Raw genomic sequence first — 11473 nt, forward strand, 5'->3', positions numbered from 1 at the left:
CCTCTCATCCGCTCGACTTGCATGTGTTAGGCCTGCCGCCAGCGTTCAATCTGAGCCATGATCAAACTCTTCAGTTAAGTAGACTGATCGGGTTTTGAGAAAACCCTAAACTTGGCTCAGCAATCGCAAAAAACTCATGAATTCACGAGTTACTTGTGTTGCTGATAATCTTGCGACATCAGACTTATCTCACAAGCACCCACACGAATTGCTTGATTCAACTTGTTAAAGAACAGTTGGTTGCGACCGTGTCGCTAACCGAGGCGCGCATTCTACGCTGCCCTCACATCCTGTCAAGCGTTGATTTGAACTTTTTCGTTTCAACTCAACCACTTGCGCTTGCCTGACCGGTAGAACCAATCTCGGCAGCGGGAGGCGAATCCTACAGCATCCCAAGACGCTGTCAACCCCCTCCACTTCATTTCGTCATCACCCGAGGGTGAGACCCAATGGCGAAGAATCCGTGGACCCCTCGCCCGACTCAGACCTAAGTGCTTGATTTTCAAGCCGCTTCAGCGTCTGCGCCGGAAGTGGGGCGCATTATAGGGGAGTTTCAGAGCAGGTCAACAGGTTATTTCAAAAAACTTCAATAAAGGGGGATGGGGGCCAGCCGATACCCCGCCTCGGTCGCGATGATCCGGTACTGCTTGATCTCCCCAGGAGTCAGCAGGATGGATTGGGCGACGCTGCTGGCCATGGGCGCCGCGCAACCCCCCGGGCCGGAAGAGGTAAGGCTGACGGCGATCTCGCCAGGCGGCAGATTGAAGGAAGCACTCTGACCGGCCATAAGGGTGCCGGCGAGGCGCCCCTGAATCACCAGACCTATGTCGCATCCCGAACCTGAGTAGGCATCGCCCCGGGTGATCATGAGGATGCCTGGCTGTCCCGTCCCACCCTGGGGGACCTGAGCCGAGGCGAAAGAGCAGCAGAGCAAGGCCGTCAGCATACCGATAAGCAACTTCATGACTATCTCCTGCGGGGTCGCCCAGCACCTTAGCACTGCGCGGCCCCCTGTGCGCTGTTTCGCAGCAGCGCCGCTGCGGGCGCCCCTTCAGGGCACGAAAACTGAGCAAGTGGTCAGGTTTGGTGCCCTGCCAAACAGCTGAAATTTCCCGGAATCCTTATACAAGGCGTTGAAAAATAACTATTTTCTCCCGCCCGCCGGAGCTTGGCGTCGATTTTGCTGAGCACGGCGGACGCTGCACATAACGAGAAAGCACTTCCAGGAGCCTACATGCGCAAGACCCTAACCACCGCGCTGCTGACCGCCAGCCTGTTCACAGCCGGTGCCGCCCAAGCCGCTGACAGCCCACTGCTGTGGCACGGTGAAAGCCTCACCTATCTATATGGCAAGGATTTCCGGGTCGATCCCCGCATCCAGCAGACCGTCACCTTCGAGCATGCCAGCAGCTGGACCTGGGGCGATCTCTTCCTCTTCGTCGACAGCATCTGGTTCAACGGTGCGACGAACGCCAGCGACGGTCATCAGGGCTTCTATGGCGAGATCAGTCCGCGACTGTCCTTCGGCAAGCTGTCCGGGCGGGACCTTTCTTTTGGTCCGGTCACCGATGTCTTGCTCGCCACCACCCTGGAATACGACCAGAACGATGGCGAGGGCGCCGGCCGTGACCAGCGCAACTATCTGGTCGGTCCAGGTTTCGACCTCAAGGTGCCGGGCTTCGACTACTTCCAGCTGAATCTCTATTACCGCAAGCCGGATGGCGGCAGTGCCCCCTCGGGTGCCTGGCAGCTCACGCCGGTCTGGGCCTACACCCTGCCCCTGGGCAATTCGGATCTGCTCATCGATGGCTACATGGACTGGGTGATGAACAACAAGGGCAGCTATCACGCCAATCTGCACTTCAATCCCCAAGTCAAGTACGACCTGGGCAAGGCCATGGGCTACGAGGCCAAGCACCTCTATGTAGGGACCGAGTACGACTATTGGTCGGACAAGTACGGCATCAAGGACAGCGAGGGCTTCCGTACCGACCAGAGCGTTTTCAGCTTCCTGGTGAAGTATCAGTTCTAGCCTGGCCAGACCCACTTCTGGCGCTGCAGCCGCCTTACCGGCCCGCAGCGCCACTGCGAGGTAATCACCATGCCCACTCCCGTCCACGATGATCTGCTCTATGGCCTGGACGATCGCCCGGCCCCGCTCGCGGCCTTTTGCGCCGCCCTGCAGCACGTCCTGGCGAGCTTCGTAGGGATCGTCACCCCACCGCTGATCATTGCCGGCGCCCTGGGGCTGCACGAGCACCTGCCCTATCTGATCAGCATGGGGCTGATGGTGTCGGGCGTCGGTACCTTTCTGCAGGCGCGGGGTGCCGGTGGACTGGGCGCGGGCATGATCTGCCTGCAGGGCACCAGCTTCTCCTTTCTATCCGCGGTCTTGGCAGCCGGGATGCTGGTCAAGCAGCGCGGCGGGACGCCGGAGGACATCCTGGCGATGATCTTTGGCGTCTGCTTCTTTGGCGCCTTCGTCCAGATCGGCCTGAGTCGCTGCCTGGGTCTGTTGCGCCGGGTGATCACGCCACTGGTGACCGGCATCGTCATCACCTTGATCGGCATCAGCCTGATCAGGGTGGGCGTCACCGATCTCGGCGGGGGCGCCAAGGCCGCCAATTTCGGCGCACCGATCAACCTGGCCCTCGGTGGTCTGGTGCTGGTCGTCATCATCGGCCTGAATCTGTCGCGGCGTCCCTGGTTGCGGCTGTCGGCGGTGATGATCGGCCTGCTGGTGGGCTCCCTCGCCGCCTGGACCTGTGGCCTGCTGAAACCTCAACCGCTGCCGGACCTGCCCCTGGTCAGCGTCCCCCTCCCCTTCCATTTCGGCTTCGCCTTCGACTGGTCGGCCTTCCTCCCGGTCGCGCTCATCTATCTGATCAGCACCCTGGAAACCACCGGCGACCTGACCGCCAACTGCCTGATTTCGCGGCAACCCGTCGAAGGACCCGGCTATCTGCGGCGGTTGCGGGGCGGGGTCCTGGGTGATGGGGTCGCCTGCCTGCTCGCCGCCACCTTCAATACCTTTCCCAGCACCACCTTTGCGCAGAACAACGGGGTGATCCAGCTGACCGGCGTGGCCAGCCGCCATGTCGGCTACTGGATAGGCGCCATCCTCCTGGTGCTGGGTCTGTTCCCCGTGCTGGGCGCCGTCCTGCAGCAGATTCCCAAGCCGGTGCTGGGCGGTGCGACCCTGGTGCTGTTCGGCAGTGTCGCCGCGGCCGGGATACGGCTGCTGGCGCACTGCACCCTGGATCGCCGCAGCCTGCTGATCATCGCCACCTCCCTTGGCGTGGGTCTCGGTATCGCCAGCCAGCCGACGCTGCTGGATCAGCTGCCGCCACTGGTGAAGAATCTCTTCGACACCGCGATCACCAGCGGCGGCATCACCGCCATCCTGCTCAACCTGTTGCTGCCCGAGGAGCGCCGCGCAGCGGTGACGGAATGCGGCTCGCCAGCGCCACACCGGTAAAACAGCCCTTGTGTCCAGGGCCGGGGGTACGCTATTGATGCCTGCCGCGCCTCAGGATCCTCCAGTTGTCATGACCCTTCTCGTACCCGCCCATCACGCCGGCCAGGACAAGCCGGCCGGACGCATCCGGCAGAAGAATGAGGAGTTGATCCTGAGCGCGGCGGAGGAAGAATTCGCCCGCCATGGCTTCAAGGGCACCAGCATGAACACCATCGCGCAACGCGTTGGCTTGCCCAAGGCCAATCTTCATTACTACTTCAACAACAAGCTCGGCCTCTATATGGCCGTGCTGGGCAACATCCTCGAACTCTGGGACAGCACCTTCAATCACCTGACCGTCGAAGACGATCCGGCGGCAGCCTTGAGCCGCTACATCCGCGCCAAGCTGGAATTCTCGCGTCGGCAACCGCTGGCCTCCCGGATCTTCGCCATGGAGATCATCGGCGGCGGTCATTGCCTGTACGAGTATTTCGATCAGGACTACCAGACCTGGTTTCGCAGCCGGGCAGCGGTGTTCGATGCCTGGATCGCGGCTGGCAAGATGGATCCGGTGGATCCGGTCCACCTGATCTTCCTGTTGTGGAGCAGTACCCAGCACTATGCCGACTTCGCCAGCCAGATCTGCCAGGTGACCGGGCGCACCCGTCTGACCCGGCAGGATTTCGACGAGGCGGCGCGGACCCTGACCCATGTCATTCTCAAGGGACTGGGTCTCCAGGCACCATGACCTTTACCCTGATCCAGGATGCCGCCTGCGAGGAAGAGGTGCGCAAGAGTCGTTTTCTCGCCCTCGCCGCGCCCGTCACCACGGTGGAAGCGGCCATGGCCTTCATCGACCGCGTGAGCGTGCCGACCGCGACCCACAACTGCTGGGCCTGGAAGCTGGGTAATCAATACCGCTTCAATGACGACGGCGAACCCGGTGGGACGGCGGGCCGGCCCATTCTGGCCGCCATCGAGGGGCAGGATTGCGATCAGGTGGTGGTGGTGGTCATCCGCTGGTACGGCGGCATCAAGCTGGGTACCGGCGGCCTGGTGCGCGCCTATGGCGGTTGCGCCGCCCGTTGCCTGCAACAGGCGGACAAGCAGCCGCTGGTGGTGCGGCAGGACTATGGCTTCGCCTGTACCTATGCGGAGTGGCCGCTGATCAAGGCTCGCCTGGCAGCCCTGGCGGTGCTCGTGCTCGCCGAGGACTATCAGGCGCTGGAGATCGACTTGCGGATTGCGGTCGAGCCCCAGCGACGCGACGAAGTAGCGATGCTGCTGAGCAATCTGAGCAGTGGACGTATCGTGATGCGTGCGCTCTAGCGGCACGACCTTTGCTATCTCCTGGTGCACGCCCTTCCGATTCGCACCGCCCTGGCGCATCCCCGCGCTAATTCCCCGTTGCGCTCTGCTTGGCGGCAAGACTGAACCTGCCGAGAGCTGCAGCACGCCCTAAAAGCGCGCATCGAGCAGCCGCCAGGCATGTTTTTGGTGCAACCCTTAGCGACGACTGCCCTGATGAACGAATTGCCTTCCGCTGTGGCGACCCTGGTCCACAGTGCCAATACCCTGTTCCTGCTGCTGGGTGCCGTGATGGTGCTGGCCATGCACGCCGGTTTCGCCTTTCTCGAAGCCGGTACCGTGCGGCACAAGAATCAGGTGAACGCGCTGTCCAAGATCCTCGCCGACTTCGCCATTTCCACCCTGGTGTATTTCTTCGTCGGCTACTGGATCGCCTATGGCGTGACGTTCTTCGCGCCTGCCCAGGTGCTGACCGCCGACAGCGGCTATGGGCTGGTGAAGTTCTTTTTCCTCGCCACCTTCGCCGCAGCCATCCCGGCGATCATCTCCGGCGGCATCGCCGAACGGGCGCGTTTCGTCCCGCAACTGTGCGCCACCGCGCTGATCGTGGCCTTCGTCTATCCGTTCTTCGAAGGCCTGATGTGGAACAACAACCTGGGGCTGCAGGACAGGTTCGAAGCGCTGTTCGGCGCGCGCTTCCACGATTTCGCCGGCTCCGTGGTGGTGCACGCCGTGGGTGGCTGGCTGGCGCTGGCGGCCGTGCTGCTGTTGGGGCCGCGTCAGGGTCGCTATCGCGAAGGCCGGCTGGTGGCCTTTCCGCCGTCGAACATCCCCTTTCTGGCGCTGGGCTCCTGGATCCTGATCGTCGGCTGGTTCGGTTTCAACGTGATGAGCGCCCAGAGCCTGGCAGGCGTCAGTGGCCTGGTCGCGCTGAATTCGCTGATGGCCATGGTCGGCGGGACGGCGGCTGCCCTGCTGCTCGGGCGCAACGACCCCGGCTTCCTGCACAACGGGCCCCTGGCCGGCCTGGTCGCCGTCTGTGCCGGCTCCGATCTGATGCATCCCATCGCCGCCCTGGCCACCGGGCTGGTGGCGGGCGCCCTGTTCGTCTGGGCCTTCACCGCGGTGCAGACGCGCTGGAAGCTGGACGATGTGCTGGGCGTCTGGCCTTTGCACGGCCTCTGCGGCGCCTGGGGCGGCATCGCCTGTGGCCTGTTCGGCCAGACCGGACTTGGCGGCCTGGGTGGGGTGAGCGTGCTGGCGCAACTGGCGGGCACGGGACTGGGTATCGCAGTCGCCCTGCTCGGCGGCCTGGCGGTGTACGGGCTGCTCAAGGCCGTGCTGGGGCTGCGTCTGAGTCAGGAAGAGGAATACCAGGGCGCCGACCTGTCGATCCATCGCATCGCCGCCAACAGCCACGACGGCTAGCGGCCGAGGTTACCCACAGGGACCGTGTACAGTGATGTGGATAACCCGTGCATGAAGTCACGAGAACGCCACAGAGACCGGGCTGGCGGCGACTGGTGAAGAAATGAACACGGCCTCGATGTCGTGGCGGCGAACGGCGACGGCGGGACTCGGGTAGCCCACCGGCGACCGGAATCGGTAGAGTGGGCGACCCTTGTTCCAGGAGCGCCCCATGCCCGCCCTTTCGACCCTGCTGCCCTGGCTCCGCGAGGTGGACCGCACCACCCTGAAGGCGGATCTTGGCGCGGGTCTGCTGGGCGCGGTCCTGGCGCTGCCCCAGGGCGTGGCCTTCGCCACCCTGGCCGGACTGCCTCCGCAATACGGCGTCTATGGCGCCGTGGTGCCCTGCATCGTCGCCGCCCTGGCGGGTTCCAGTCGCCATGTGGTGACCGGGCCGACCAACGCCAACTCCCTGGCCCTGCTGGCGGCGCTGTCTCCGCTGGCGCTGGCGGGCTCCGGCCCCTATATCGATCTGGCGCTGGCGGTGACCCTGCTGGTCGGCATGCTGCAACTGACGGTGGGCGCCCTGCGCCTGGGCGCGGTGGCCAACTTCATCTCGCCCTCGGTGCTGCTCGGCTTCATGAGTGGCGCCGCGGTGCTGATCGGGCTCTATTCGCTCAAGGATTTGCTCGGCTTGTCGCCGCCATTGGGCACCTCGGCCTTTGGCGTGCTCGGCTATGTCGTCGCCCATCCCCTGGCGATCCACTGGCCCTCGCTGTTGATCGGCGTGGTGACCCTGGTCGCCACCCTGCTGCTGCGGCGGCTGCGCCCGCGCTGGCCAACCATGCTGCTGGGTCTGCTGGCCGGTTGCCTGAGCGCCTGGATCCTGGAGCGCAGCGTGGCGGGCGCGGCCCAGGGGATCGCCACGGTCGGACGGATTCCCTCGGCGCTGCCTCCCTTCCATCTGCCCAACGTCACCCTGCAGGACCTGGGCAATCTCTCCGGCATCGCCGTGGCCCTGACCCTGGTGGCCCTGGGGCAGTCGCTGTCGATCGCCAAGGCGGTGGCCCAGCGCTCCGGACAGCGACTCGACGTCAATCGCGAATTCCGTGGCCAAGGGCTGGCCAATCTGGTCGGCGGCTGCTTTTCGGCCTATGTCTCCTGCGGCTCGCTGAATCGCTCCATGCCCAATTTCGAAGCCGGAGCCCGCACCCCGCTGGCGGCGGTGTTCGCCGCCCTGCTGGTGGTGGCCCTGGTGGCCTTTGGCGGCGCCCTGATCGCGGCCATTCCGCTGGCCGCCATCGCCGCCACCCTGCTGCTGGTGGCGCGCGGGCTGCTGGACCTGGGGCGCTGGCGCGAGGTGCTGAGGGTCAGCCGCACCGAGGCCCTGGTGGCCGGGGTGACCTTGCTGGCGACCCTGACCATTCCGCTGGATCGCGCCGTGCTGCTGGGCACCCTGGTATCCCTGGTGGCCTACCTCTATCGCACCTCGCACCCGGCCATCCGCCCGCTGGTGCCGGATCCCCGTACCCCCGAGCGCCGTTTCACCCCGCTGGACGAACTGGGCCAGCCGGCGCAGGAGTGTCCGCAACTCAAGCTGGTGCGGGTGGAAGGCTCGGTGTTCTTTGGCGCCGTGCCCCATGTCGGCGATCAGTTGGACGGCTTTCGCAACGCCCAGCCCGGGCAGAAGCACGCCCTGTTCATGACCAAGAGCATGAATTTCATCGACCTGGCGGGTAACGACCTCTGGCGGCGCGAATGGCGCGAGCGACGCGCCCAGGGTGGCGATCTCTATTTCCATCGCCCGCGCACGCCGGTGCTGCAGTTGTTCGCCAAGACCGGCTTTCTCAAGGAGCTGGGCGACGGCCATATCTTTTCGTCCAAGGATCAGGCCCTGCGCAGCATCTATCCGCGCCTGGATCCGGAGGTTTGCCGCAGCTGCACCGCCCGGACCTTCGTCGAGTGCGCGGCACGCGCGGCGGAACAGGCGCCGGGCGCGGACGCCACTCGGGCGGACTGCTAAGCTGGCGGTTTCCTTCTGCCGCTGGAGTTCTCCATGACCGCTGCCCTGCGTCTCGCTCGCCGTCTCGCCCTGACCTCTCTGCTGTTGCCGGGGCTGGCCCTGGCCCATGGTCACCTGAAGAGCGCCGAGCCCGCCCCCGACAGCACCAGCCCGGCACCGAAGCAGCTGAGTCTGAGCTTTTCCGAAGGGGTCGAGGCGTCTCTGAGCCAGGTGCAGCTGCAGCGGCTGGAGGGTCAGGCCAGTACGGCGATCACCACCGGCAAGGTGATTTCCGGTGGTGACGAACGCACCCTGGAGGTGCCGCTGGAGGCACCGCTGGAAGCGGGCCGCTACCAGGTCAAATGGCGGGTGCTGGCCAAGGACGGACACAAGACCCAGGGCGATTATCGCTTCACCGTCCAGTAAGGATGGACGGCGGACTGGCGACGCCCGATGCCTGGCGCCCCCTCGCCCGCGCCCTCTTCCTGCTGCCGCTGCTGCTGACCTGGGGCTATCTGGCGCTGGCGCTCTGGCTGGGTCGCCCTGCCTTGAGCGGCTGGCTGCTAGAACGGGCGCGCCCTGCGGCCCGCCTGCTGGGGGCCCTGCTGCTGCTCGGGGTGCTGAGTCTGTTGCCGCTGCAGGCCGCGCTGGTCGGCGATGGCTGGACGGATGCCTTCAACCTGCCGCTGTGGCAGCTCTATCTGGCCACCGAGGCCGGCCAGGGCTGGCGCTGGCAATTGCCGCTGGGCCTGCTGCTGGCCCTGTGGCTGCTGGCGGGACCCGGGATGCGTGGCGTTCGCTGGCTGTGGGGCTTGAGTGGCCTACTGCTGGCCAGTCTGGCCCTGGGTGGCCATGCCGCCGCGACCGCGGGCGCGCTCGGCGGAGTGCACAGGTTGAACCAGGCCCTGCATCTGCTCACCACGGGACTCTGGCTGGGCAGTCTGCCCGGGGTGTTGCTGTGCCTGGGGCGGCCTCCGGCCCGGCTCAGGGGGGAGGTCCAGCGGCTGCTGCGCGGTTACTCGCTACCCGGGCAGATCTGCGTGGCGCTGGCCCTGCTCAGCGGCGCGCTCAATAGCCTGCTGATCCTCGGTCCGGCCGGCCTGCTGCGGTTGACGCCCTACTCCGGCCTGCTGCTGGCCAAGGTGCTGGTGGTGGCGACCATGGTCGTCCTGGCCGTGGCCAATCGTTATCTGCTGGTGCCGCGATTGGGACAGGGACCCCAGGCATGGCAGCTGCTGCGGCGGGCCACGGCCGTGGAGATCGCCCTCGGGGTGGTCGTCGTCACGCTGGTGGCGGCCTTCTCGGGTCTGGATCCCTTCAGCTGACAGCCGGGGCGAACGCTGTCGCCCCGGCCACGCCTCAGAAATAGACGTTCATGCCCAGGTAGATTTCCTTGCTGCTGTCGAGCTGGCTCGAACCCAGCTTGCTGCCGTCCTGATCGATGTCCGGCTTGGCGTTGCTACGCAGGTAGCGATAGCCGGCTTCCAGGGAGGTGCGGTCGTTGACCTGCTGCAGGATGCCGGCCTGGACCCCGGCCACATAACCGAGGTCGCTGTCATGGCCGAAGCTGGAACCATCCTGGGTGACCCGGGCGACGCCCAGGGTGCCGCCGCCAAACAATTTGGTGCTGTCGCCCAGGGGATAGAAGGCATCGTAGCTGCCGGTCAGGTCCTGCTGCTTGAGTCTCAGGCCATCACTGCTGCCGCTGGCCTGGTCGAGGGTGGCGTAGTAGCGACCGGCATCGTTCTGCTGACCGAGGCGCAGCCCCCAGGTGTTGCTGCCATCGATGGCACCATCGGTATCGGGGCCGTTCAGGTTGCGGTCGAGGGCGTGGCTGTTGCTGAAGTTGTCGTAGCTCTTGCCATAGGTGAGGCCGGCGAAATTCTGGGGATCGGCGGCAAAGACCTGATGACTGGCCAGGGCCAGCAGGCCGAAGAGGACGACACGGGATTTCAGGGCGTTCATGGTGAAAGGCTCCTCACGCGATGCGAATACAGCCCGACCGGCTGCGCGGCCATCTTCGGCGGTGGCGGATTAGCAGCGGATTAAGGGGACTGAATCGGAGCTGAACGCTGAGGCAGGACACGAGCGGAGCAGCGGACCGCCCGTTGCAGGCGGCCCGGCAGGGAGGGATCAACGCTGACGGTGGTACTCGGTCACGCGCTGCACTTCTTCCTTGGAGCCCAAGAACACCGCCACCCGCTGGTGCAGGCCGTCCGGCTGGACGTCGAGGATGCGCTGGTGACCGTTGGTGGCGGCACCACCGGCCTGCTCGACCAGCATGGACATGGGATTGGCCTCGTACATCAGGCGCAGCTTGCCGGGCTTTTCCGGCTCGCGGGCGTCGCGCGGGTACATGAAGATACCGCCGCGGGTAAGGATGCGATGGACGTCGGCCACCATGGAGGCGATCCAGCGCATGTTGTAGTTCTTGCCCAGGGGACCTTCCTTGCCAGCCAGCAGCTCGTCCACGTAACGCTTGACCGGGGCTTCCCAGTGGCGCTGGTTGGACATGTTGATGGCGAATTCGGCAGTGGTCTCGGGGATGGTGATGTCTTCGTGGGTCAGCACGAAGCTGCCCAGTTCGCGATCCAGGGTGAAGCCCTTGACGCCGTCGCCCAGGGTCAGCACCAGCATGGTCTGGGGACCGTAGATGGCGTAACCGGCAGCCACCTGCTCGGTGCCCTTCTGCATGAAGGCTTCTTCGGTCACGTCACCGGTGGTGCTGCTGACGAAGTCCTTGCGCAGGATGGAGAAGATGGTGCCGACGGAGACGTTGACGTCGATGTTGGACGAGCCGTCCAGGGGGTCGAACATCAACAGGTAGGCGCCCTTGGGATAGTGACCCGGAATCTGGTGTACCTGGTCCATTTCCTCGGAGGCCATACCGGCCAGGGTGCCGCCCCATTCGTTGGCTTCCAGCAGGATCTCGTTGGACAGCACGTCCAGCTTCTTCTGCACCTCACCCTGGACGTTCTCGGTGCCCATGCTGCCAAGCACGCCACCCAGCGCCCCCTTGGACACCTCGTAGCTGATGCGCTTGCACGCCCGTGCCACGACTTCGATGAGGAAGCGCAGGTCGGCCGGGGTCTTGTGGCTGCGGGTCTGCTCGATGAGGTAACGACTGAGGGATATCCGGGACATCGCGGTGCTCCTTGTAATGATGGGCGCGAGTGTAGCGCCAAAGCTCAAGCTCCGTCTCAAGCAGAGCGGACCGTCAGGCCAGGTCTGCCAGCCAGTGCCGATTCCGGACGCTGTCGCCGGGGCAACGAGGCGCCGGGCACCGGCGGCCGGCAGGG

Annotated in this window: 11 protein-coding genes and 1 rRNA gene; 8 read left to right on the forward strand and 4 right to left on the reverse strand. The window is 65.1% G+C overall.

Annotated elements, in window-relative coordinates:
- Window positions 1-77, reverse strand: a 16S ribosomal RNA gene (locus tag PSEK12I1_RS0104040); the annotation flags it as partial.
- A gap of 509 nt (window positions 78-586) precedes the next feature.
- Window positions 587-964 carry a hypothetical protein gene (locus PSEK12I1_RS0104045; RefSeq protein ID WP_007162001.1) on the reverse strand — a complete coding sequence of 126 codons (378 nt, stop codon included), beginning with the start codon at window positions 962-964 and terminating at the stop codon, window positions 587-589.
- Window positions 965-1234: 270 nt separating this feature from the next.
- Between PSEK12I1_RS0104045 and PSEK12I1_RS0104050 the strand changes: the two genes are divergently transcribed.
- From PSEK12I1_RS0104050 to copD, 8 genes are all read left to right on the forward strand, one after another.
- Entirely contained in the window at window positions 1235-2032 is a 798-nt protein-coding gene (locus PSEK12I1_RS0104050) for a DUF5020 family protein (protein ID WP_027600758.1), read from the forward strand.
- A gap of 69 nt (window positions 2033-2101) precedes the next feature.
- Window positions 2102-3478: a uracil-xanthine permease family protein gene (locus PSEK12I1_RS23540; protein WP_028700282.1), complete on the forward strand. Its 1377-nt coding sequence runs from the start codon at window positions 2102-2104 to the stop codon at window positions 3476-3478.
- A gap of 70 nt (window positions 3479-3548) precedes the next feature.
- A complete protein-coding gene (locus PSEK12I1_RS0104060; protein ID WP_027600306.1) occupies window positions 3549-4205 on the forward strand; it encodes a TetR/AcrR family transcriptional regulator in 657 nt (218 codons plus the stop codon).
- On the forward strand, window positions 4202-4786 hold the full coding sequence (locus PSEK12I1_RS0104065; RefSeq protein ID WP_027600759.1) for a YigZ family protein: 585 nt from the start codon (window positions 4202-4204) through the stop codon (window positions 4784-4786). Before PSEK12I1_RS0104060 ends, PSEK12I1_RS0104065 begins: the two co-directional genes overlap by 4 nt.
- Before the next feature lie 195 nt (window positions 4787-4981).
- On the forward strand, window positions 4982-6193 hold the full coding sequence (locus PSEK12I1_RS0104070) for an ammonium transporter (RefSeq protein WP_027600760.1): 1212 nt from the start codon (window positions 4982-4984) through the stop codon (window positions 6191-6193).
- A gap of 211 nt (window positions 6194-6404) precedes the next feature.
- Entirely contained in the window at window positions 6405-8195 is a 1791-nt protein-coding gene (locus PSEK12I1_RS0104075) for a SulP family inorganic anion transporter (protein ID WP_027600761.1), read from the forward strand.
- A gap of 33 nt (window positions 8196-8228) precedes the next feature.
- The gene (gene copC, locus PSEK12I1_RS0104080) at window positions 8229-8600 is read left to right on the forward strand and encodes a copper homeostasis periplasmic binding protein CopC (RefSeq protein WP_007162008.1); all 372 of its coding nucleotides are present in this window, start codon (window positions 8229-8231) and stop codon (window positions 8598-8600) included.
- A gap of 2 nt (window positions 8601-8602) precedes the next feature.
- The gene (copD, locus tag PSEK12I1_RS0104085; RefSeq protein WP_027600762.1) at window positions 8603-9499 is read left to right on the forward strand and encodes a copper homeostasis membrane protein CopD; all 897 of its coding nucleotides are present in this window, start codon (window positions 8603-8605) and stop codon (window positions 9497-9499) included.
- A gap of 34 nt (window positions 9500-9533) precedes the next feature.
- On the opposite strand, the gene PSEK12I1_RS0104090 is transcribed toward copD, so the two are convergent.
- Together PSEK12I1_RS0104090 and PSEK12I1_RS0104095 are read right to left on the reverse strand one after the other, a co-directional pair.
- Window positions 9534-10139, reverse strand: coding sequence for an outer membrane protein (locus tag PSEK12I1_RS0104090; protein ID WP_027600763.1), 606 nt, complete (start codon window positions 10137-10139; stop codon window positions 9534-9536).
- A gap of 168 nt (window positions 10140-10307) precedes the next feature.
- Entirely contained in the window at window positions 10308-11318 is a 1011-nt protein-coding gene (locus tag PSEK12I1_RS0104095; protein ID WP_007162011.1) for a class 1 fructose-bisphosphatase, read from the reverse strand.
- Window positions 11319-11473: the final 155 nt, after the last annotated feature.

Source organism: Pseudomonas sp. MOIL14HWK12:I1, assembly GCF_000510705.1.
Taxonomy (GTDB): domain Bacteria; phylum Pseudomonadota; class Gammaproteobacteria; order Pseudomonadales; family Pseudomonadaceae; genus Chryseomonas; species Chryseomonas oryzihabitans.

Bases quoted from the DNA above. Each gene is read 5' to 3' on its own strand.
- PSEK12I1_RS0104045 (WP_007162001.1), bottom strand. From the start codon at position 964: ATGAAGTTGCTTATCGGTATGCTGACGGCCTTGCTCTGCTGCTCTTTC.
- PSEK12I1_RS0104050 (WP_027600758.1), top strand. From the start codon at position 1,235: ATGCGCAAGACCCTAACCACCGCGCTGCTGACCGCCAGCCTGTTCACA.
- PSEK12I1_RS23540 (WP_028700282.1), top strand. From the start codon at position 2,102: ATGCCCACTCCCGTCCACGATGATCTGCTCTATGGCCTGGACGATCGC.
- PSEK12I1_RS0104060 (WP_027600306.1), top strand. From the start codon at position 3,549: ATGACCCTTCTCGTACCCGCCCATCACGCCGGCCAGGACAAGCCGGCC.
- PSEK12I1_RS0104065 (WP_027600759.1), top strand. From the start codon at position 4,202: ATGACCTTTACCCTGATCCAGGATGCCGCCTGCGAGGAAGAGGTGCGC.
- PSEK12I1_RS0104070 (WP_027600760.1), top strand. From the start codon at position 4,982: ATGAACGAATTGCCTTCCGCTGTGGCGACCCTGGTCCACAGTGCCAAT.
- PSEK12I1_RS0104075 (WP_027600761.1), top strand. From the start codon at position 6,405: ATGCCCGCCCTTTCGACCCTGCTGCCCTGGCTCCGCGAGGTGGACCGC.
- copC (WP_007162008.1), top strand. From the start codon at position 8,229: ATGACCGCTGCCCTGCGTCTCGCTCGCCGTCTCGCCCTGACCTCTCTG.
- copD (WP_027600762.1), top strand. From the start codon at position 8,603: ATGGACGGCGGACTGGCGACGCCCGATGCCTGGCGCCCCCTCGCCCGC.
- PSEK12I1_RS0104090 (WP_027600763.1), bottom strand. From the start codon at position 10,139: ATGAACGCCCTGAAATCCCGTGTCGTCCTCTTCGGCCTGCTGGCCCTG.
- PSEK12I1_RS0104095 (WP_007162011.1), bottom strand. From the start codon at position 11,318: ATGTCCCGGATATCCCTCAGTCGTTACCTCATCGAGCAGACCCGCAGC.